This window comes from Rickettsia endosymbiont of Orchestes rusci (genome assembly GCF_964030945.1).
Classification (GTDB): Bacteria; Pseudomonadota; Alphaproteobacteria; order Rickettsiales; family Rickettsiaceae; genus Rickettsia.
This window is the reverse complement of sequence record NZ_CAXIQG010000004.1, coordinates 882,121-904,219: the sequence shown is the minus strand read 5'-3', so window position 1 is coordinate 904,219 and position 22,099 is coordinate 882,121. Positions and strand designations below refer to the sequence as shown.

Below are 22,099 nucleotides of genomic sequence, written 5' to 3'. Positions count from 1 at the left end.
AATATGAAAAAATTATTGTTTATAATTACTGTTTTTTTAACTTTAAATATAGCAAAGGCAGAATTACCGAATATAGTTGCGCTAGTGAATAACGAGCCGATTACTTTAAACGAGTTTCGTGCGCGTAAGAAAATGATTATGGCATTAAATAACGTTGAAAGCGTGAATGCTGCGCAAGATAAGCAGCTTAGCAATTTGGCAATCAAAAGCCTAATTGATGAGGCGCTACTTTTTCAATATACTAAAGATAAAACTATTCCTGAGGAAGAAGTAGAGAATGCTATAAGAACCATTGAAGAGCGTAATAAAATGCCGAAAGGCTACCTTCTGCAATATCTTAAAAGTAGATCGGTCGACACCAATAGTTTTATCTCACAAATTAAAGGCGAATTGGTTAAGATGAATATTTTATCCGGCTTATCGAGATCGATAAATATTAGTAGCAAGGAAATAGACGCGACAATCTTATCGAGTAATATGAAAGATGCAGAAATTTCAATGCAAATTTTTACCGCAAAGGGTAAGGATAATAAAACACTTACGAAAATGTATAATTTAAAAAAGCGTTTAAAAAGATGTGCCGAGGTCAAGAAATCTATGTATGAGAATTTTGCTATTATGGAGCCGTTTGACGGAAAACTGAATAGTTTAGACGGAATTTTGCAAACCATTACTAAAGATTTAAATATAGATCAGGCAAGTAGTGTTTTTGAAAGGAACGATAAATTTCAAATAATATTAATATGTAATAAAAAAATCTTAAATGTCAGTGAAGACGAAAATAATTACGTAGTAAATTTTTTAACAAATAAAAAAGTATCACAAAAAGCTCAGAAGTTTTTTGATAATTTACATAAAAAAGCTTACATAAAAATAATGCTACCGTCGTAGACTATGTTACCTTCAATATCCAAACATGCTGCAGCTCATAATATTATCGCTCTTAAAAGATACGGACAAAATTTTATTTTTGATAGCAGCTTGTGTGATAAGATCGTCCGCGTATCCGGTCTTGAAGAAAATGCCTATATTTTAGAAATCGGTCCGGGTACGGCAGGTTTGACTAGATCGATATTGCAGAAAAATCCTAAATCCTTAACCGTCATTGAAACCGATAATAGATGTATCCCGTTACTAGAAGAGATTAGAAAAAGTTACCCTGCTTTGAATATTATCCAAGGGGATGCGCTTAAAATTAATTTAGCTGATTTGTTTATAGTCAAATCAGCCTTATCGCAGGGTAACAAAATAACTATTATATCTAATTTACCGTATAATATAGGTACTGAATTAGTTATTAGATGGCTAAAACAGGCGGAATTAATAAATAGCATGACCCTTATGCTGCAAAAAGAAGTCGTAGAAAGGATTTGCGTTTTGCCGAGTACAAAAGCCTACGGCAGATTATCAGTTATCTGTCAATTAATTGCTAAGGCAGAAAAATGTTTTGATGTGGCTCCTGCAGCTTTCTATCCGCCGCCTAAAATATATTCGGGCGTAGTTAAGCTGGTGCCTTTGAAAATTTTACTGCCTCTTGATTTAATAAATAAAGTGGAATTAATAACGAGATTAGCATTTTCCGGAAGGCGTAAAATGATTAAGTCGTCTTTGAAGAATCTTACTCCTAAAATTAACGAATTACTTTTAGAATTAAAAATTGACGGTAATTATCGAGCCGAAAATCTCTCACCGCAAAATTATTTAGCTTTAGCGAAATCGGTTTAGTAACGTCAATTTGGAATAAATTTAAGTTTTTGATGTGTATCTGTGTGGATCAGAAATTACCGCAAAAAACTCGTCATTGCGAGACGGCTTTAGCGTTGTTGCGTGGCTATCAGAATCGTCATTGCAACAATGCTTGCAGCGGCTCGCTGACGTTTTAGGTATCCACGCGAGCAATGCCTCCTCGCAATGACGATTAGCTACCTAATAATACCTCCCTCCCAAACTATTTTACTTCTTCTATTTGCTCGATAGCGTCACTTGCTTCAACCTCGATAATTTCCGATTTTGAGGAAACAATTTGATAACGCTCTAGCGCTTGTGGGAGAGTTTTATTGCCGCCTTCAATACCGAGTTTCTGAATATTTTTTACACGCGAAATAAAATTACGATTAAATGAACCGGCAAATTTATCGTAATTAGTAACCATATTTTGTAAATTATTACCGATCTTTTGGGAATAATCAGCTATAGTAGCTATTGAACCTAATAACTTCCTGACTTCTTCTATAATAACCTTATAGTTTTCTGAACGACGATGATCGGTAATTTGAAATCTTGCAAATGATAGCATATTCATAATCCCGCTAGGGCCTACCGGAAATATATTATTTGTCCAAGCTTTTTGTAAGAAATCGGGATCGGCGGCAAGGATTTTCTCTACGGCTTGTTCGGTAGGTAAAAACATTAAAGTTATAATATTATTATAATTTTCTTCTTTACTATGTAGGCTGGCTAAAATATTTTCGGCATAATCTTTATTAGCAAGAGATTTCAAATGGTAATTCATAGTCTTGCTAAGATTTGCCGGATTTTGCTCATCTACTAGAAATTTAGAGGCTTTAGCGTCAATAACCATTAAATTACCGGAAGGAAGGAAAATCAACGCGTCAGGTCTGAGTCGTGCGTTATCTTGCGTTGTTAAGCCGTATTGAATAATGAAATCTAAGTTAGGGCGTAAGCCCGATGATTTCAAAATATTCTCTAATGTAATCTCGGCAAGTAGCCCTGCGCCGATAGGAGAAAGTAGCGACTGTTTAATTAAATCAACAGTTCCTTTTGACTGCTCGATATCTTTATTTAGCGCTCCTACCATCGTAATTAACCGCTCAAACTCGCTATTAAATTTTCCTGAAGCAGTAGCAATATTTTTCTCCGAAAGCTCCCTTGCTGCCGTATTTTCCATTTTATGTATTTCGATTAATTGCTTAGATAAATCTTTACCAAGGTCGAACAAGGCAGCTTTGGCGGATGAAAATGATTCGCTTCTTATTCTCTCAGAATCCTTAATAGTCTGCTCTTGATACTCTATTCTGCAGTTAAGCTGTTCTATCATCTGCAAATGAGCTATTTTTTCCTGATTCAGTAATTGATTATTATTGTTAATTTCTAGATTTTGATCAGTTAAGAATTGTAGCTGCACTTTCAAGGTTTTAATTTTTATATAAAACAAAATAAATAAACCGAAAAAAGTAAAATAACTAATTATTAAGAGTAATAAGAGATAATGCATATTTTTTTATTTAGTGTTTTATATTAAAAGGGTAAAAATCATTGTCATACCGTGGCTATGACGGCGTTGTTGCATGGCTCTAAAAAAGTGCCGTATGTCATTCCCGCGCAGGCGGGAATCCAGGCTTTACTTTGTCATGCTGAACAAGTTTTGCGCATCTCTTGTAGTGGATCCTGAAATAAATATGACTTAAAAGTATTTTTCTGGATTGCCGCGTCGGCATAAATGCCTCCTCGCAATGACGATTCCGGTAGCCATGCAACAACGCCTAGTTTTCACGGGAATGACATAGTACTTCCCTACCAATCTACCCTATCCTCTAGAGGACCCGAAGGCATAGCGGGTTTTAATAATTCAGGGGTTAATATAAATTTTGTTCTTTTGTCGATATTGGTTAAAAAAGAAAGATGATTACTATGAGGTTGTTGTATAACTACATATTTATCCCACTCCGGATATTGCCTATCCAAATTCTCTTGAGGATTTTGGGGACCGTAAACCTCTATGCTACCGAATTGATATTTTTTTAGCGGGAATAATTCATTATCATAGAAGAAATCAAATGGAAATTTATTACGTATATTCCTGTTAGTATATATAAATTTATTATCTTCTTGGTGAAATATAAAAATATCTAAGCAGCTTTTTTTACATATACTGTAAATTTTATTATACTCAATATTATATCCGAGTTTTTCAAACTCCGGTAATATTTTTTGTAGCCTTATTTCATCATCATGCATTATGCCGATATCTAAATCATCATCAAACGGGATTATACCTTGATGCCTTACCGCTCCGAGTAAAGTACCGCTTTTAATCCAATATTCTATTTGATATTTAGTAAGTATTTCATGAGTGTCTTTCATTAATTGGTAAAGATTAAGCGCTGTGGATTCACTAATCTCATAACTTTTTACCTGTTTATCCGTAGGTGTGACGTATCGCCAATTATGTTCCCTTACGTAAGTATAATAAGCCCAAAAAGCAAAAATAATAATAATTATCCCTACAAATTTGGTAGGTAAAGTATTTTTACGTCTATTAAATTTTCTATTGATAAACATAATTTATATTTATTTTATAAAATAATGTTAACTACAATTCCACCTTCTTGTAAATAATATTTTATAAATTCTGCTGAGGTTACGCTTTTTAAATCTTCGGTTAAATCAGGCGACAAATTTATACCTTTAACTTCAAGTAATTTAATAGGCGCCTTAATTGAAAGATTTTTTTCGGCTTTAAATTTGCGTACTATATCCAGGATTTCTAATAAACCTTCTGCCTGTTTTGAATCTATAATATAGTTTAAATTATCATATTTCGACCAGTTACCTTTTTCATGTATCGAAGAACCGGTGCTATATAAAAGCTGATAAATTTCCTCGGTAATATGAGGTAAAAAAGGTGCAAATAGCTTTAATAAAACTTGCATTACATGATAAAGTGTTAAGATAGCACTACACTGTCCAGTAGGGTTTTTATTATCTTCGTTATAACTTCTAGCTTTACTAATTTCTAGGTAATTATCACAAAATACCGACCAAAAGAATTTTTCTATTAAATGCATAGCATTTGCATATTCGTAATTCTGCATCTCAATTGTTGCTTGTTTGATTAACTCTATTAGCTTGTTAATCATCCATTTATCTAAATCATGAGTAATTTTTTCGCTTACTTTTAAAAGATCGCTATTTTTATCTTTTTCCTCTAATTTATCAAAATGAATAGAGACGAATTTAGCGGCGTTCCATAGCTTGTTAACTAGCCGTTTGCCGTTTTTCATTACGTCTTCGGAATAAGCAGTATCAGCTCCAAGTTTTGAATTTGCCGACCAGTAACGAATCACGTCAGAGCCGTACTGCTCTAACAGCTTTTCAGGTACTAAAACATTGCCTTTGGATTTTGACATTTTACTGCGATCTTCCGCCAAGCACCAACCGCTAACCATAATATTTTTCCACGGCAAAGTATTTTGATGTAAATGCGCTTTTAAAATAGTATAAAATGCCCATGTTCTAATTATTTCATGAGCTTGCGGCCTTAAATCCATCGGGAATAATTTGGCGTGCCTATCTCCGTTAACAGCTAAATTATCAGAAATGCCATGAGTTGAAAGTTGCGGTGAAACCGAGCTTGTCGCCCAGGTATCCATTACGTCGTAATCCGGTTCTACTTCGTGGCTTAAATATCCAAGAGGTAAATCTTTTAAAGGATCAACGGGCAATTGCGAAATATCGGCAAATAAAACTTTTCCTTCTTCACCGGGTTTTTTGGAATACCAAACCGGAAAAGGAACGCCGAAATAACGCTGGCGGCTTATACACCAATCGAAGGCTATGGAGTTAATCCAATTCTCTAAACGAATTTTCATATTTTTAGGGTGCCAATTTAATTCATTTGCTCGCTTAAGCAATTCCTCTTTATGGTCTATTGTCCGAACAAACCATTGCGGCACGGTGAGTATTTCAAGAGGTGCGCCGGAACGCTCCGCACATTTTACGGTATGGGTAATATCCACCTGTTTTATAAGTAGATTTTGCTCTTTTAAAATATTAATAATTTTCTCGCGGGCTTCTTTTATTTTCAAGCCGTCTATCTGAATCGAATCATGAGGAAAATCTATAATACCTTTTTTAGTAATAATAATTTTTAAAGGTAGTTTATGAGTTTTCCACCAAGTTATATCGGTTTGATCGCCGAAAGTACAGCACATTACAAGCCCTGTGCCTTTATCTGGTTGTACTAAAGGATCGGCAAGCAAAGGCACTTTAACATCAAAAAGCGGCGTTACGGAAAGTTGACCTGCTAAATGTTTATATCTCTCATCTTCGGGGTGATAAAATACGGCTACGCAAGCAGGTAGTAACTCCGGTCTCGTGGTGGCTATAGTAAGCGGTTCGCCCTTTTCAGTTTTGAAGTTAATATAATTCATTTGTGAAGTTTGCTCGATGTCTTCAATATCGGCTTGCGCAAGTGCCGTCCCGTCAACCGGATCCCATAAAATAGGTTGATTATTTCGATAGACTTCGCCTTTTTGTACCAAATCTAAAAAAGACATTTGCGATATTTTTCGAGATAACGGACTAATAGTTTGATATTCTAAATTCCAATCTACCGATAATGCGATTTGATTAAATAAATTTCTAAATTTTTCTTCTTCGCTTTTAACTACTTCCTCACAAACCTTAATAAATTGTTCACGATCCATGTGAGACGCTTTAATTTTTTTTTGCTTCTCTACTAAACGTTCCGTCGGTAGACCGTTATCGTCAAATCCCATCGGGTAAAAAATATTTTTACCTAGCATACGTTGAAAGCGTACGATAAAATCCGTTTGCGTATAGCTATAAACATGACCGATATGTAGTTGTCCCGAAACGGTCGGCGGCGGAGTGTCTACTACAAACGTTTCTTCTTTAGCTATATTCTCGTCATAAGCATAAATTTGCTTTTCTTGCCAAAATTGTTGCAATTTTTTTTCACTTTCAGAAAAATTATAATTCTTTGGAAATTCTTTCATAATATAGTTATATTGGTGTTAAAATAGTCTGTTGATACTGTCATGCCGAGGTCAAATCAACGTTGTTGCATGGCTCGAATTTTTGCAAAGTGTACGGTGTCATGCCGTGACTTGATCACGGCATCCAGTCTTTTTATTAAAATTTTTTCTGGATACCGTGGTCAAGCCACGGTATGACACCGTACTTGTAATAACCATAATACGGTAAATTATGAGCCATGCAATAACACCCGAATCTCCTCGCAATGATGATTCAATGTAAACAAAAATATATCAACCTTATGCAAATGCCAAACAAATTCTTTCTTACTTTGAAGCTGATGAGGCTAAATAGCCCTACGGGTTATCTATTAGTATTTTTCCCTGCACTTTTTGGGATATTACTTGCTAAGCCTACAATAGTAGAATTAATAAAATTAGTGCCGGTATTTTTCTTGGGTAGCATCATTACAAGAAGTGCAGGCTGTGTAATTAACGATATATTTGACAAGAATTATGACAAACATGTTGCTAGGAGCAAAGAAAGACCTTTAGCAAACGGGTTATTAACCGTTAAAGACGCTTTAATCATACTAATTATATTATTAGTTTGTGCCTTATTGATTTTATTATCATTGAACAGAGCGGCTATATATATCGGTTTTTTTGCCTTTGTGATGATTATATTATATCCGTTAATGAAACGCTTTACTAATTTCCCGCAAGTATTTTTAGGATTAACTTTTAATCTCGGTGTATTAATCGGCTATGCTGCGATATTAGATAAGCTCACTATACAAGCTTTTATTATGTATATAGCATGTTGTAGTTGGACAGTAGGTTATGATACGATTTACGGCTTTATGGATTTGGTCGATGATAAAAAAATAGGCGTAAAGTCTCTTGCAAGATGGTTAGAAAATAAAAATTATAGGCTTTGGCTATATAGTTTTTATATTATTTTTATATTATTATTCATTCTAAGCGCTAATATAGCTAATTATAATATTAATTATATTGCTATTTCGGTTGCTTTAATAATGTTGTTATGGCAAGTGGCAATATTAAATATTAACAATCCCGCTAATTGCCTTGCAATATTTAAAAATAATAATTATGTCGGGTTAATGTTAGTTTTAACTTTGGTGGTTTGAAACTACATTATCCTCTACGTCATTCCCTATTCTCGTATGTCATTCTAGCTAAAGGCGGGGCGTTGTTGCATGGCTCGAAGGCGGGAATCCATGGTTACATATCATAATTAGTGTATTAAGGTTAATACAAGTACGATGTCATACCGTGGCTTGACCCACTACTGTACGAACGTTTAAATAAAGAGGTAAAAATTCTGTCATTCCGTGGCTACGACCACGGAATCCAGCTTATAATATCATAAAAAGATTCAAAATAAGTCTAATATGGCTTTATTTTCCTGGATGCCGTGATCAAGTCACGGCATGACACAGCCTTTTTTCAACGTTCGTACAGTAGTGGGCTTGACCACGGTATCCAGAAAAAGCCTTAATAAAAAGACTGGATGCCGTGGTCAAGCCGGCATTGTTGCATGGATTAGAAATTGCCATAAAAAGGGTGTCATTCCCGCGAAAGCGGGAATCTAGAAAATTATAGTCATCCTGGATTTATTTCAGGATCTACTGCAAGAGATGCTGAAACAAGTTCAGCATGACAAAGAAAAGGCTAGATTCCCGCCTTTAGCTAGAATGACATCAAAAATTCGAGCCATGCAACAAAGCTTCCAGTCGCTCGCAATGACGGCTTACGTTTTTGCTCCTTAAGTTGACACCCATACGCCGTTGCCGGAATGACATCGAGAAGGTGGAAATGACACCGTTACAACTTAATATCTACTTCGCCTTATTCTTAGTTTCGTTTGCTTTATCATGAGTATATATAAAATCCTTAATAACCGGTACGATGAACTGCTTAAATTTACTACCGCTAAATACTCCGTAATGCCCCGCTCCTTTCTGCATATGATATTGCTTCATTGAATCCGGAATATTTTGACAAAGTTTTATCGCTGCTTTTGTTTGACCGACGGCTGCGATATCGTCAAGCTCTCCTTCTATCCCAAGTAAAGCACATTTGGTAATATCTTTTAAATTAATATGACGATCTTCGGAAACTAATTTTCCACGAGCTAAAGAAAATTCATGAAATACTTCTTCGATAGTTTGCAAGTAAAACTCTGCCGCCATATCCATAGGGGCTAAATACTCATCATAAAATTTAATAGTATGATCGGCTTTTTTATAATCTCCGTTTAGTAAATTTTGTAATAACTCTAGATGAGAATCTATATGGCGAGATAAATTTAGACTAATAAAACCGGCAAGTTGTAAAAAACCCGGATAAACTTTCCGACCATGCCCGGGATAGTTAGGCGGAACGGTCATTGTAACTGTTTTACAAAACCACTCTAGGTTTTTGCTTAAAGCAAATTCATCAACTGCTGTCGGATTTTTTCTAGCATCAATCGGACCGCCGATTAAAATCATTGAATTCGGTACATTAGGTTGATTGTCCGACGACATTATACTAATAGCGGCAAGTAACGGTACTGTGGGTTGACAAACTGCCATAGTATGGGTATTAGGTCCAAGAAAATTGATAAACGCAATTGTATAATCGATAAAATCATCCATATCAAAACGTCCGGCTTCTACAGGTACGTAACTTGCATCTGTCCAATCGGTAATATATACATCACAATACGGCAATAATTCCTGTATTGTTGCTCGCAGCAAAGTAGCATGGTGACCAGCCATCGGCGCAATTATTAGCAATTTCGGCATTACTTGCTTACAGCCTACTTTATAAAAATGTTTTAATTCACAAAACGTTTTTTTTAAAATAACTTTTTCGTCAATTCCATAAGTTACGTTATCAATAATAGTTTCGGTAATATTAAATTTGGGTTTTTCGTATTTTCGGAGCATCCGTTCGGAAAGGGTCAGGTAAGCATGCATAATTCTTGCATAACCGTTATCTTTTAACGATTCATCTTCAAAGGCTTCTTTTAAAATTTTTATACCTAAATGAGTCGGAGCCATTTGCGCCCTAAGTCCTTCTAACATGTAATACATATAATTGGTATTAAGTTCACAATTATCCATATTTTTCCCTAAATAATAATTAATTTTATTTTAACATTAAAAAATTCTTATAGCATTAATTTTAGACTTTACTATTTATATTTTTATAATTAAGTGGTAATATAGTCAATGTAATTCTTGTATGGATCGAATTTTTGATGTCATTCCCGTAAAGCATTGTTGTGTGGATAGGTTAAAGCGTGTTTTATGTTATTCCCGCGCAGGCGGGAATCCAGAAAAAAGCTTAAAAAAATAGTAGAATCATATAATAAATTCTACTATTGATTTGTTTAAAGGATTTCCGGATTCCCGCCTGCGCGGGAATGACATCGAACTACAAAAGTAATATCATGAATTAACTATAATAATATAAAATTTAGGATTATTTTTGAGATGAATAAAAAGACCATTGCGTTAGTCGGTAGACCGAATGTCGGGAAATCAACGCTCTTTAACCGTTTAAGTATCAGGAAAAAAGCTGTTGTTCACGATCAGCCCGGTGTTACAAGAGATAGAAAATATGCGAGTGCCGGGATTGCTTCTTTAGAATTCACCGTAATTGATACGCCGGGGCTTGAAGAGGTAAAATATGAAATGGGGCAGCCTTTAAGTGAGCGTTTAATGGAGCAGACAACTAAAGCGATTGTTGAATCGGATATAATATGTTTTATGGTCGACGGCAAAAGCGGCGTGCTGCCCGATGATAAATTACTTGCTCATTTTGTTAGAAAATATAATAAACCGACTATATTGATAATAAATAAATGTGAAGGGCGTTTTGATTTTGCTAAAGAATATTATCAACTCGGTTTTGATAATATGGTAGTTATTTCGGCTGAACACGGTGTCGGGATGGCGGATTTATACGATGCGATAGTTGAAGGAATCGCTAATAATGATTCTCAAGATAATTCTCCGAGCGAAAAAATTAGTGACCCTATAAAAGCCGATTATATTCAAATAGTGGTAAGCGGTAGACCAAATGCCGGAAAATCTACTTTTATTAATGCTCTTATTAACGATGAAAGATTATTAACCGGTCCTGAAGCCGGATTGACTCGCGAATCAATTGAAATTGATTGGCAATATAAAGGAAATAAAATAAAATTAATAGATACTGCGGGTTTGCGTAAAAAATCTACTATCAACGAATCGCTGGAAAAATTATCTGCCTCGGATGCTATTAATAGCATCAAATTTGCTAATACGGTGATTTTAATGATTGATGCCTTAGCTCCATTAAAGCAGCAAGATTTAAATATTGCAAGTTATGTTGCATCGGAAGGAAGAAGTATTGTTATAGTAGTAAATAAATGGGACTTAGTTAAGGAATCTGAAAAAGAGAAATTTAAAGAAGAATTTGATTATCAAGTAAGTACTAACTTACCGCAAATTAAAGGCGTGCCGATAATATTTATTTCAGCTATTAACAAAAAAAATATAGAGCAAGTGCTAGACGCTTGCGTTAATATTTACAATATCTGGAATAAGAAAATAGCGACTAGCAAATTAAACGAGTGGCTTGGTTTTACCACCGAGGAGCATCCTCTGCCTCTGCAAAAAGGCGGTAGGCGTGTTCGGGTAAAATATATGACGCAAATAAAAACCCGCCCGCCGACTTTTAAATTATTTTCTAATAATCCGGAAAAAGTTACTGATAGCTATACAAAATATTTGGTAAATAATTTACGTGATGCTTTTGAGCTGCCCGGTATTCCTATTAGATTTATTTACGTTAAAACTAAAAATCCGTATGTAACTTAATGGGGGTTGACTGATTGTTTAGAGGTCATTTCCGCAGAGGCGGGAAGGTATTGTCGATGGATAGGTTAAAGCATGTTCGATGTCATTCCCGCGAAAGCGGGAATCCAGAAAAAATACTTTTAAGTCATCCTGAATTTATTTCAGGATATTTATAATAGATGCTGAAACAAGTTCAACATGACAAGAATGGATTCCCGCTTTCGCGGGAATGACATCGAAAATTCGAGCCATGCAACAACGCCGGCTTGACCACGGCATGACAGACTACTTAGAATTTTCATTCTTAGCTTCCTGTATTCTTGTTTCTTTTAAAGAATCCACTAATGAAATATTTTTTTTATTGCGAGATTTTACTAAGGCTTGAAATTCTTTAATTTTATCTTTTAAAGAAATTAATTTTAAGTCATTTTCTAATATTAACATCATTCTAATTTTTTAAAATTATTTTTTATCATTATACTTCACAACTTATTATATGTTTCATCTATATAATGCTTCACTATTCGTAAAATTTTAGCTTCTAGGCTGAGGTTTTTAGCTGCCCATTTTTTTATCCAAGGCTCGGCTAGCTGCCACATATTAACGTTCTCATCTAGCTGTTGTCCGATTCCTTCAACCATGACTAAAGTTTTTTGTAATAGCAATAGCTGCGGTTGTACCTCCATACCGAAATCCTCGGTTATTTTAAATAAATGTGCAAGCAACTTACCGACAGAAATATTTTTAGTAGCCATACCGACGATAGGTTCGGTAACTGCCCTACAGCTTTGGGCAAATAAATTTAAGTCGGTATTTTTAGGAATATAACCGGCTCTTAAATGTATTTTGGCGACTAATTTATAATCACGGTTTAAAAAACCGAAAAGGCTTTCGGCAACAGCTAAGCGATCAAATTCCGAGAGCCTGCCCATAATGCCGAAATCGAGCAACACTATTTTACCTTGCGCAGTTACTAAAATATTTCCGGGATGCAAATCGGCGTGAAAAAAGCCGTCCCTATATGCTTGATTAAAAAACATTACGGCAAATTTCCTAGCAATAAATGAAAGGTCTAACTCCGCTGCCGTTAATTGATGAGTTTCATATATAGAAATGCCCTCGATCCATTCCGTGGTTAAGATATTTTTAGACGTAAATTGCCAGTATATTTTTGGGATGCATATATCAAGATCATCACGAAAATTATCGGCAAGCTCCGAAGCGGCAGCGGCTTCTAAGCGCAAATCAAGCTCATATTTCATGGTTTCCCGAAATTTCTCTATGACGGCTAGAGGTTTCAGCCTTTTTACTTTAGTAAATTTAGAGGCTAATTTAGCAAGGAAATATAGTAATTTAATATCTCGGTTATATTTTCGATGAATATCAGGGCGTAAAATCTTTATTGCGACAAATTCACCGGTTATTAATTGAGCTTTATGGACTTGAGAGATTGAAGCGGCGGCAATGGGCGTGTCTTGGAAGTTCAGGAATAGAGTGTCTAGGGGCGTATACTCGGATACATAATCGTCATTGCGAGGAGCGAAGCGACGTGGCAATCTAGGAAAAAAATAGTAAAAAATATTATGGAATTTATTATTTTTCTGGATTGCTACGTCGGCACTTTGTGCCTCCTCGCAATGACGAGTAAATGATTTATATATTAGCTCCTTTGCTATTTTACTATCAAAGGGCGGTAATTTATCTTGCAGAGATTTTAAGTATTTCGTTACGTCTAACCCGACTAAATCGGGTCTTGTAGAAAGTGTTTGACCGAATTTGATATAGATAGGTCCGAGCTGTTCTAAACAGTTAGTTAGACGCTTGCCGAAATCTTGAGAAGGTTTTTTTATTAAAGATAGGGGGGAGAATATTAGCGTCAAAATATAGCCGATAATTTTAATACATAGCGGTACTTTAATATCACCTGCGTCAAGTAAAATTTGCTCTTTGCTAATACTTCTCAGAATATGTAATAAATTAAAAAATATATTCATAATTTATAAGCACTATGGATGGCAACAACACCGTTAGTAAGATTTTTATATCGTACTTCCTCAAAACCGGCATTTTGGATCATTATTTTAAAATCATCTTGCGAAGGAAATAGCTTAATACTTTCAACTAGATACTGATAAGCCTCCTGATTGTTAGTAATAATTTGCCCGATTTTCGGAATAATATTGAAAGAATAAAATTCATAGAAATTTTTGAAATAACCTTCTTCTAGTTTAGAAAATTCAAGGCATAAGAATTTTCCCATCGGCTTCAAAACGCGATGGGCTTCCTTTAAGGCTTTATCGATATTTGGGATGTTTCTAATACCGAAAGCAATAGTATAATAATCAAAACTATTATCCGGAAAAGGCAAGTTTTCGGCGTTGGCTAGCACGTAATCAAGATTTTGCAAAAAATTAAGGTCGATTGCGCGTTTTTTAGCCTTATCAAGCATTTCCTGATTTATATCGCAGAGAGTCATAGAAAGCTCAGCTGCTTGAGTTTTAGCCTTTTTCACAATTTTTAAAGCAACGTCACCGCTGCCGCTAGCAACATCTAGTATATTTGAGTTTAAATTGGGAATTTGTCTAATAAACTCATCTTTCCATAGGCGATGCATTCCACCGCTCATTAAGTCATTCATTAAATCGTATTTATCTGCTACGCCCGTGAAAATATTATTTACTAAATGCTGTTTATCGGTCAAATTAACTTTTTTAAAGCCAAAATTTGTCTGGTTCATATTATTTAAGTATATTATATTGAGATGGAAAGTTATTACGATGTCACTCCGTTGCTTGACCGCGGAGTCCAGAAAAATAAGTACCGGATGCCGTGGTCAAGCCACGGCATGACAAGTATATTTAAAAATACTTAAAAACTATATAAAATGCCAGAACTTCCTGAAGTAGAAACGTTAAAAAACTCTCTTGAGCAAAAGCTCCTAGGTCTTGCTATAAAGAATATAGAGCTAAAAAGAAATAATTTGCGTTATATATTATCCTCAACGCTGGCTAAAGAAATTTTACATACAAATATTGTGACCGTTAGGCGGCGTGCTAAATATCTTATTATTGATTTAAATAACGGTTATTCTCTTATAATTCATCTCGGTATGAGTGGACGCTTCACGCTGCAACCGCCTGATTACCAAACCAAAAAACACGATCATGTAATTTTTGACCTTACTAGTAACGAGAAATTAATCTTTAACGATGCTAGGCGTTTTGGGATGATTTATAGTTATGAAACCAAATTTTTAGAAGAAAAGTTTTTTTATAATTTAGCTATCGAGCCTTTGTCCGATTTACTAACTACCGAATATTTAAAGAGTAAACTCGCTACTCGCAAAATACCGATAAAAAATTTATTAATGGATAATAAAATTATCGTCGGAGTGGGTAATATTTACGCCTCCGAAAGCCTGTTTTTAGCTAAAATCCATCCGAGTAAATTAGGTGCGGATTTAACGATTGAGGAAATAACTAAGCTAATTACCGCAATTAAAAATGTGTTATCGAAGGCGATTGCAGCAGGCGGTACCACTCTTAAAGATTTTGTCAGCGGTGATAATAGCCCGGGATATTTTAAACAGCAACTTACGGTTTATAATAGAGAAAACGAAAAATGCTTAGATTGTAATGGGATAATCATTAAATTAAAGCAATCAGGTAGAAGTAGTTTTTACTGTTCGTTATGCCAAAAGTAATAAATATGTTATGGCTTGAAGGTATTATTGTGTGAATAGGTTAAAGCATGCTCTATGTCATTCCCGCGAAAGCGGAAATCCAGAAAAATTTATAGTCATCCTGAATTTATTTCAGGATCTACTAAAAGAGATGCCGCAAACTTGTTCAGCCTGACAAAGACAAAAAAACATGGATTCCCTCCTGCGCGGGAATGACATCAATACAATTTTCAAAAACTACTACTTGACATTTAAATTATTATTATTTATAAGCCATTCCTATTAGTTTTTCAATTAATAGTTGTCTTAATATGAAAATAAAACCCGTTATTATGGCAGGTGGTCAAGGTGCAAGATTATGGCCGCTATCACTCCCAATCAAGCCAAAGCAATTTTTAAAAACTCCCTTAGAGCTAAGTTTATTGCAAAAAACTTTAATTAGAAATAAATCATTTGGTACACCATTAGTAATAACAGGTGAACGGTATGAATTTATAACTAAGGAACAAGCCGTAGAAATCAATACAGAAATAGAATTAATTACCGAACCGCTAACAAAAAATACTGCTATGTGTGCAGTTATTACGGCTCTAGCTGCAAAAAATAACGGTTTTGATACTGTAATATTACTGCCTTCCGATCATTATATATCGGATGAAGAGAAATATTTAACAACTATTAATAAGGCTTTAAGTTACGTAGAAAAATGGGGGATTTGTACTATCGGTATTCCCATCGACCGACCGAATATTGAATATGGCTATATAAAAGCAGAGACTAGTATTACCGAAAATATTTATCAAACTAATCATTTTATTGAAAAACCTTCTTTAGAGCAGCTTCAAAATTATATACAAAACGGTAAGTATTTTTGGAATTCCGGAATTTTTATTTATAATATTGATTTTTTATTAAATCATGTGTGTAAACTCCGACCTGATTTATGGGATATAGCACAAAATGCGTTAAACTCAGCTACAAAAAACGCAAATACTATAAAGCTAGATTTAGAAATTTATAATAAAGCTAATGCCGTTTCTATAGACAAGGCCATAATAGAGCATATTCCCGAAATGATTATGATAAAAGCAAATTTTGCCTGGAGTGATCTTGGAACTTGGCATTCTTTATGGCAGATAAAGCAAAAAGATATCACCGATAATTATTGCGAAGGAAATGTCGTAATCGGTGATACGACAAATTCTTATATTAGCTCCGATAATAAACTAACTATGGTAGTAGGTCTTGATAATATAATTGTTATCAATACTAAAAATGCTCTTTTAGTAGCGGATAAATCAAAAGCCGCCGAAATAAAACAGCTTGTGATGCAAATAGAAGAATATAGGTCCTAATAATATTTATATTGATTAATGAATTTTTACTAATACAAGTAAATAGCTAAGGGTATTTTAATTAAAGAGAAGCGTTGTTGCATGGCTCAAATTTTTAATGTCATTCCCGTGAAAACGGGAATCCAGAAAAATTTATAGTCATCCTGAATTTATTTCAGGATCTACTAAAAGAGATGCCGCAAACTTGTTCAGCATGACAAAGACAAAAAAACATGGATTCCCGCCTGCGCGGGAATGACATATTGACGCTTTTATCGAGCTATAAAACAATCCCTTATTCAGCTTAATCCGAAGTTTTAATTGCCCAGAATGCCGCTAAAGCTATTACGGTTATATATATCCCGACGGATAAGGAGTTATTTGTTACATGCCAAAGCATTAAACAAATCGCAGGAGTTAGGCGGCCGATCAGCGAAGAGCCGATACTACTACCGATACCTACTAACATATATTTATCGGATGTTTTAAATAAATTGTTTAACCAGCAATTTAATGGGCATAAAAATGTTACTCCTAAAATTACAATCCATATTCGGACAAAGTTAACATACCATAAAGAAGCATTATTAAGAAATAGCCATAAAGGAATTATAGTTAAAATCATGACCGTAAGAGTATAACTCAGTATTTTTATATAAGGTAATTTTTCTACTAAACGTCCGATTATCGGTATCATTACCATATCAAAAATCAATAACCCCGTATTAAAAGCCATCATTGTTTCGAGAGATATATCAGTAATAAACGGAATAAAGCTATTCATAAATACAAAAGGCATGATATAAGTTAAGTAAGAGAAACCTACTACGAGACTAACTCGTGAAATATTTAGTTTGTTATTCCATAGCACGATTAAATCACGTGCAGCGTCATTCAGAAAACTTGTTTGAAGAATAAATGTCTCAACGTCATTGCGAGGAGATGCGTAGCATCGACGTGGCAATCTAGGAAAGAAATAATATAAAATTTTACAAAATTTATTATTTTTCTGGATTGCCACGCTGCTTGCAGCAGCTCGCAATGACGGTGTTTTTTGCAACGGTTTTGATCCATGCAACAATGCCTTATGGGAATGACATAAAGGAACACCGGAATGACATATAATAGCCTCACTCTTCCTTAGAAAATAACCTACAAGCGCCGTAACCCCGCCGAATATAAAACACACTCGCCAATATTTATTATAATCTACATCTAAAACTATAGTGCTGATAAATGAAGCAAGAATAATACCGACCATAGTAGAGGTTTGATAAAAATATGAAGCTTTAAGTGCTTTTCTTTCTTCTTTATTCTCTAAAATATATAATTTTGCAATAGCACATTCACCCTCGGAATATATACCTTGCAATATTCTAAGCACAACTAATAACATTGGAGCGAGCCAGCCTATTTGTGCATGAGATGGTATCAAACCTATCAAAGCAGTAGTTAAAGCAACGCCGATTAGAGAATGTGACAAAGCAAAAAAACCGCCGTATTTTTTAGCAATAACCCCGAAAAAATATGAACCGATAGGACGTGTAAATAAAGAGGTAGCAAGAACGCTATAGGTAAGTATTAAGGCAACGACTTGATCATGATTTGGAAAAAAAATACCGGCAAGCAAAGGTGCAAGAAAACCGTAAAGTGCGGTATCGAAATGATCCATCGCATTACCGATTAGGATGGAAAAATCCCTTTTGCTTAAATTGCTCATATATTAATAATTTAAAATTTATAATGAATTATAAGTATGTAATCTTCCTTGTAAATATTTTTTTAAGAGATATTATTGTTATAAATGATGTGTTATTTCTCGATGTCATTCCTAGCTCAGTATTACCTGTGTGGATCAGGTGTCATTCCTGCGAAAGCAGGAATCCAGAAAATAATCTTAGTATTGGTACATATTTGATAAAAATAAGCATATAAAAACTTGTTTTTATATGCTTTACTGGATTCCCGCATACGCGGGAATGACATAGAGAAATAGCACATCATGTATTAAGTTTTAAAAAGGAGTGCTTAATGAATAATTTAAAACAAGGAACATTTATCACTTTTGAAGGGGGCGAAGGAATAGGAAAATCAACCCAATGTCAAATGCTCTATGAATATTTAAAATCACAAAATATCCCCGTTATTTTAACTCGTGAAGTCGGTGGTACTGCAGTTGCTGAAAAAATGCGTGAAATTCTAGTGCATGAGGAATTACTGCCAATGTCTGAGTTATTACAAGCTATGGCAGCACGTTATGATCATATGGTACGAAAGATTATACCCGCCCTGCAAGAGGGGTATATTGTAATATGTGATAGGTTTATTGATTCCACGGCATGCTATCAAGGATTAGAGCTGGAAAACGGTATAGATGTAGTATATAATCTGCACAAAACTTTAATGCCTCCTCTTATGCCTGATATTACGTTTTTTATTGACGTAGAGCCTGAGATTGCAATTAAGAGAATAAAATCTCGGGGTAGAAAAACTAAATTTGATACGAAAGGTTTGGATTTTTACAAAGAAAACTATAATTGCTTTAAAGAATTAAGTAATAGATTTCCTGAAAGAATAATAACTATTGATGCTTCTTATCTAGATACACAAACAATACATGAAATGATAATAAATAACTTAGTTAATTTAAAGAGTTGTCATACCGTGGCTTGACCCACTACTGTACGAACGTTGAAAAAAGGCCGTGTCATGCCGTGACTTGATCACGGCATCCAGGAAAATAAAGCCATATTAGACTTATTTTAGAATCTTTTTATGATATTATAAGCTGGATTCCGTGGTCGTAGCCACGGAATGACAGAATTTTTACCTCTTTATTTAAACGTTCGTACAGTAGTGGGCTTGACCACGGTATCCAGAAAATTTTTATAAAAGCCTGGACCCCGTGATCAAGTCACGGGGTGACATTCTCTAACTCTTCATCTATTAGGCAATAAGATACTATGAACAATACCTATTATATTACCACTCCTATATATTACGTTAACGACGTGCCGCATATCGGGCATGCTTATACTAGCGTTGCAAGCGACGTGATTGCTCGTTTTATGCGACTTAGCGGCAAGGAGGCAAGGTTTTTAACCGGTACCGATGAACACGGGCAGAAGGTAGAAAAAGCGGCATTAAATAAAAATATCGATCCGCAAATATTTACCGATCAGACCTCGGCAAGTTTCCGTAACCTTATGGAATCAATGAATATTTCTAATGATGATTTTATTAGAACGACGGAAACAAGGCATAAAGAAGCGGTTGCTATTTTTTGGCAAAAGCTACTGGCGAACGGTACTATTTACGAAGGCTTTTATGAAGGTTGGTATGCCGTACGAGACGAAGCTTTTTACGATGAATCGGAATTAACAAGTGAAGGGCTAGCTCCAACAGGTGCGCCGGTTGAGTGGGTCAAAGAACCGAGTTATTTTTTTAATCTGTCAAAATGGCAAGATAAGCTACTTGCGTTTTATGAAGCAAATCCTGATTTTATTAGACCGATAACTAGGCGCAACGAGGTGATCAGCTTCGTTAAATCCGGTCTGCATGATTTATCAGTTTCACGTACTAGTTTTAATTGGGGGATTAAAGTCCCAAATGATAAAAAGCATGTAATTTATGTCTGGCTGGATGCTTTAGTTAACTATATTTCGGCTTTAGGATATCCGGACGAGAGCGGTAAATACGGTAAATTTTGGCCGGCTAATTTGCATGTGGTCGGTAAGGATATTGTCCGTTTTCATGCCGTTTATTGGCCAGCTTTTTTAATGGCGGCAGATGCGCCTTTACCTCAGTCTGTTATGGCTCACGGCTGGTGGACTAATGAAGGACAGAAAATTTCTAAGTCACTAGGTAATGTTATCGATCCGTTTGAACTAGTAAAAGAGTTCGGTGTTGATCAAGTTCGCTATTTCTTGATGCGAGAAGTTACTTTCGGCTCGGACGGTAATTATTCTAGAGCAAGTTTAATTAGTAGAATTAATAGTGAGCTATCGAACAAAATAGGTAACTTAATGCAAAGGACTTTAGCTTTTGTTTATAAAAATAATGAGGCTCATGTGCCTTTGATTGAGCAGAATATAATCGATCTGCTATATAAGTCGCCGCTTTTAGAAACAGCAAGTAAAATTGCCGTGCAGAATCTAGAGCTAATGGAAAATCTTGAAATTAATAAAATACTCGAAAATATTCTTAATTTAACTGAAGAAGCAAATATTTATATAGATAAAGAAGCCCCTTGGAATTTAAAGAAAACCGATCCGATAAAAATGTTGGAAGTACTTTATAGCTTGTTGGAATCCTTGCGCTATATTGCTATTATGTTGCAGCCTTTTACTCCTGATGCGGCTAGTAAAATGCTCGATCAGTTAGGAGTATCATTAGAAGAGCGGAAATTTAAACATTTAAGCCGTGAATATGCTGTAACGCCTTCCGCAAATATTTTAGAGCCTAGTGTGGTGTTTCCAAGAGTCCTAGCTGTCATTCCTGCGAAAGCAGGAATCCAGAAAAAAAGCGAAATTATTTGAGCTTTTAGTATTAAAAATTCAGTATATTTTACTTTTTAGTGACTGGATTCCTGCGATCAACGGAATGACAGTGTACCAACTCTTTATTTACTCGAAGTATAATATGTTAATAGATTCCCATTGTCATCTTAATTTACTTACCAAAGATACAGATTTAGATTCTGTCATTCAAAGAGCTATGGCAAACGGTGTGCAGTATATGCAAACTATCTGCACTAAACTAGAAGATTTGCCTGATATTTTGCAGATAGCAGAGAAATATAAAAATGTTTTTGCGAGCGTTGGCGTACATCCCTGTGAAGTAAAACAAACCGTATCGGTTGAGGAAATTATTAAGCTTTCTCATCACCCTAAAATTATCGGCATCGGCGAGACAGGTCTTGATTATTACCATACGCCTTATGATAAACAGCAACAAAAAGATTCTTTTGTACAGCATATACATGCAGCAAGCGTAACAAAATTACCGATTATCGTTCATACAAGAGATGCGGAAGAGGATACGATTGATATCCTAACTAGTGAAATGGAAAATGCTAATTTTCCCGGGTTAATACATTGCTTTACTTCCTCTAAAGATTTAGCAAAAAAAATGTTAGATATTGGTTTATATATTTCAATGTCAGGGATTATAACGTTTAAAAATGCAACAGATTTGCAAGAGATAGTTAAGTATGTCCCACTTGAAAGATTATTAATTGAAACAGATTCGCCTTATTTAGCCCCTACCCCGATGCGTGGCAAGCAAAACGAGCCGGCTTTTGTTAGATATGTTGCCGAAAAAGTCGCCGAACTCAAAAATATCACCTCAAAAGAAGTAGCAAATGCTACTACTCATAACTTCAAAAAATTATTTTCTAAATTTGAGAAGTATATAGATAACAATTTATAATTATCTCAACTAGCAATTTAAGATTGAAAATTTTTGTTAACTAATATATTATTT

Annotated in this window: 21 protein-coding genes and 1 pseudogene; 13 read left to right on the top strand and 9 right to left on the bottom strand. The window is 34.9% G+C overall.

The features are described from left to right. Window positions 1–3: 3 nt before the first annotated feature. Both AAHM91_RS08830 and rsmA read left to right on the top strand, forming a co-directional pair. Window positions 4–891, top strand: coding sequence for a SurA N-terminal domain-containing protein (locus AAHM91_RS08830; protein WP_342270539.1), 888 nt, complete (start codon window positions 4–6; stop codon window positions 889–891). A gap of 3 nt (window positions 892–894) precedes the next feature. After that, the gene (rsmA, locus tag AAHM91_RS08825) at window positions 895–1,725 is read left to right on the top strand and encodes a 16S rRNA (adenine(1518)-N(6)/adenine(1519)-N(6))-dimethyltransferase RsmA (RefSeq protein WP_342270538.1); all 831 of its coding nucleotides are present in this window, start codon (window positions 895–897) and stop codon (window positions 1,723–1,725) included. Between the two features lie 223 nt (window positions 1,726–1,948). On the opposite strand, the gene AAHM91_RS08820 is transcribed toward rsmA, so the two are convergent. The 3 genes from AAHM91_RS08820 to AAHM91_RS08810 all read right to left on the bottom strand — a co-directional run bounded on the left by AAHM91_RS08820 (window position 1,949) and on the right by AAHM91_RS08810 (window position 6,761). Further along, window positions 1,949–3,235 (bottom strand): DNA recombination protein RmuC, encoded by a 1,287-nt coding sequence (locus tag AAHM91_RS08820; RefSeq protein WP_342270537.1) that lies wholly within the window; start codon window positions 3,233–3,235, stop codon window positions 1,949–1,951. 299 nt (window positions 3,236–3,534) lie between these two features. Next, window positions 3,535–4,302: a LicD family protein gene (locus AAHM91_RS08815; protein WP_342270536.1), complete on the bottom strand. Its 768-nt coding sequence runs from the start codon at window positions 4,300–4,302 to the stop codon at window positions 3,535–3,537. Window positions 4,303–4,316: 14 nt separating this feature from the next. Next, on the bottom strand, window positions 4,317–6,761 hold the full coding sequence (locus AAHM91_RS08810) for a valine--tRNA ligase (protein ID WP_342270535.1): 2,445 nt from the start codon (window positions 6,759–6,761) through the stop codon (window positions 4,317–4,319). 281 nt (window positions 6,762–7,042) lie between these two features. On the opposite strand from AAHM91_RS08810, the gene ubiA reads away from it, so the two are divergent. From ubiA to AAHM91_RS08795, 3 genes are all read left to right on the top strand, one after another. Beyond that, window positions 7,043–7,894 (top strand): 4-hydroxybenzoate octaprenyltransferase, encoded by an 852-nt coding sequence (gene ubiA / locus AAHM91_RS08805; protein WP_342270534.1) that lies wholly within the window; start codon window positions 7,043–7,045, stop codon window positions 7,892–7,894. Between the two features lie 303 nt (window positions 7,895–8,197). Next, window positions 8,198–8,359, top strand: a complete 162-nt coding sequence (locus AAHM91_RS08800) for a hypothetical protein (protein WP_341793639.1) — start codon at window positions 8,198–8,200, stop codon at window positions 8,357–8,359. 45 nt (window positions 8,360–8,404) lie between these two features. Beyond that, window positions 8,405–8,536, top strand: a complete 132-nt coding sequence (locus AAHM91_RS08795) for a hypothetical protein (protein WP_341793640.1) — start codon at window positions 8,405–8,407, stop codon at window positions 8,534–8,536. Window positions 8,537–8,605: 69 nt separating this feature from the next. Here AAHM91_RS08795 and AAHM91_RS08790 read toward each other — a convergent pair whose 3' ends face one another. Beyond that, complete coding sequence (locus tag AAHM91_RS08790; protein WP_342270533.1) at window positions 8,606–9,877, bottom strand: polyhydroxyalkanoate depolymerase; 1,272 nt, start codon at window positions 9,875–9,877, stop codon at window positions 8,606–8,608. A 372-nt stretch (window positions 9,878–10,249) separates the two neighbouring features. On the opposite strand from AAHM91_RS08790, the gene der reads away from it, so the two are divergent. Both der and AAHM91_RS10985 read left to right on the top strand, forming a co-directional pair. Next, the gene (gene der / locus AAHM91_RS08785) at window positions 10,250–11,620 is read left to right on the top strand and encodes a ribosome biogenesis GTPase Der (RefSeq protein WP_253308044.1); all 1,371 of its coding nucleotides are present in this window, start codon (window positions 10,250–10,252) and stop codon (window positions 11,618–11,620) included. 229 nt (window positions 11,621–11,849) lie between these two features. Continuing rightward, complete coding sequence (locus AAHM91_RS10985; RefSeq protein ID WP_341793642.1) at window positions 11,850–11,984, top strand: hypothetical protein; 135 nt, start codon at window positions 11,850–11,852, stop codon at window positions 11,982–11,984. A gap of 97 nt (window positions 11,985–12,081) precedes the next feature. Here the strand turns inward: AAHM91_RS10985 and ubiB are convergent, their stop codons facing one another. Both ubiB and ubiE read right to left on the bottom strand, forming a co-directional pair. Then, window positions 12,082–13,593, bottom strand: coding sequence for a 2-polyprenylphenol 6-hydroxylase (ubiB, locus tag AAHM91_RS08775; protein WP_410526167.1), 1,512 nt, complete (start codon window positions 13,591–13,593; stop codon window positions 12,082–12,084). Continuing rightward, window positions 13,590–14,336 carry a bifunctional demethylmenaquinone methyltransferase/2-methoxy-6-polyprenyl-1,4-benzoquinol methylase UbiE gene (ubiE, locus tag AAHM91_RS08770; protein WP_342270532.1) on the bottom strand — a complete coding sequence of 249 codons (747 nt, stop codon included), beginning with the start codon at window positions 14,334–14,336 and terminating at the stop codon, window positions 13,590–13,592. The genes ubiB and ubiE overlap by 4 nt, the downstream gene beginning before the upstream one ends. 147 nt (window positions 14,337–14,483) lie before the next feature. On the opposite strand from ubiE, the gene mutM reads away from it, so the two are divergent. The 3 genes from mutM to AAHM91_RS08755 all read left to right on the top strand — a co-directional run bounded on the left by mutM (window position 14,484) and on the right by AAHM91_RS08755 (window position 16,636). Next, the gene (gene mutM, locus AAHM91_RS08765; RefSeq protein WP_342270531.1) at window positions 14,484–15,302 is read left to right on the top strand and encodes a bifunctional DNA-formamidopyrimidine glycosylase/DNA-(apurinic or apyrimidinic site) lyase; all 819 of its coding nucleotides are present in this window, start codon (window positions 14,484–14,486) and stop codon (window positions 15,300–15,302) included. Window positions 15,303–15,356: 54 nt separating this feature from the next. Next, on the top strand, window positions 15,357–15,497 hold the full coding sequence (locus tag AAHM91_RS08760; RefSeq protein WP_342270530.1) for a hypothetical protein: 141 nt from the start codon (window positions 15,357–15,359) through the stop codon (window positions 15,495–15,497). A gap of 95 nt (window positions 15,498–15,592) precedes the next feature. Further along, window positions 15,593–16,636 carry a mannose-1-phosphate guanylyltransferase gene (locus AAHM91_RS08755; RefSeq protein ID WP_342270529.1) on the top strand — a complete coding sequence of 348 codons (1,044 nt, stop codon included), beginning with the start codon at window positions 15,593–15,595 and terminating at the stop codon, window positions 16,634–16,636. A 138-nt stretch (window positions 16,637–16,774) separates the two neighbouring features. Here the strand turns inward: AAHM91_RS08755 and AAHM91_RS08750 are convergent, their stop codons facing one another. The 3 genes and pseudogenes from AAHM91_RS08750 to AAHM91_RS08740 all read right to left on the bottom strand — a co-directional run bounded on the left by AAHM91_RS08750 (window position 16,775) and on the right by AAHM91_RS08740 (window position 18,619). Continuing rightward, complete coding sequence (locus AAHM91_RS08750) at window positions 16,775–16,906, bottom strand: hypothetical protein (protein ID WP_342270528.1); 132 nt, start codon at window positions 16,904–16,906, stop codon at window positions 16,775–16,777. A 25-nt stretch (window positions 16,907–16,931) separates the two neighbouring features. Next, a pseudogene (locus AAHM91_RS08745) lies at window positions 16,932–18,335 on the bottom strand (MFS transporter); the annotation flags it as partial. Window positions 18,336–18,457: 122 nt separating this feature from the next. Further along, on the bottom strand, window positions 18,458–18,619 hold the full coding sequence (locus AAHM91_RS08740) for a hypothetical protein (protein WP_341793648.1): 162 nt from the start codon (window positions 18,617–18,619) through the stop codon (window positions 18,458–18,460). Window positions 18,620–18,646: 27 nt separating this feature from the next. On the opposite strand from AAHM91_RS08740, the gene tmk reads away from it, so the two are divergent. The 3 genes from tmk to AAHM91_RS08725 all read left to right on the top strand — a co-directional run bounded on the left by tmk (window position 18,647) and on the right by AAHM91_RS08725 (window position 22,045). Next, on the top strand, window positions 18,647–19,288 hold the full coding sequence (tmk, locus tag AAHM91_RS08735) for a dTMP kinase (RefSeq protein WP_342270526.1): 642 nt from the start codon (window positions 18,647–18,649) through the stop codon (window positions 19,286–19,288). A gap of 290 nt (window positions 19,289–19,578) precedes the next feature. Further along, on the top strand, window positions 19,579–21,153 hold the full coding sequence (gene metG, locus AAHM91_RS08730) for a methionine--tRNA ligase (protein ID WP_342270525.1): 1,575 nt from the start codon (window positions 19,579–19,581) through the stop codon (window positions 21,151–21,153). Window positions 21,154–21,256: 103 nt separating this feature from the next. Then, a complete protein-coding gene (locus AAHM91_RS08725) occupies window positions 21,257–22,045 on the top strand; it encodes a TatD family hydrolase (RefSeq protein WP_342270760.1) in 789 nt (262 codons plus the stop codon). The last annotated feature ends 54 nt before the right edge of the window (window positions 22,046–22,099 follow it).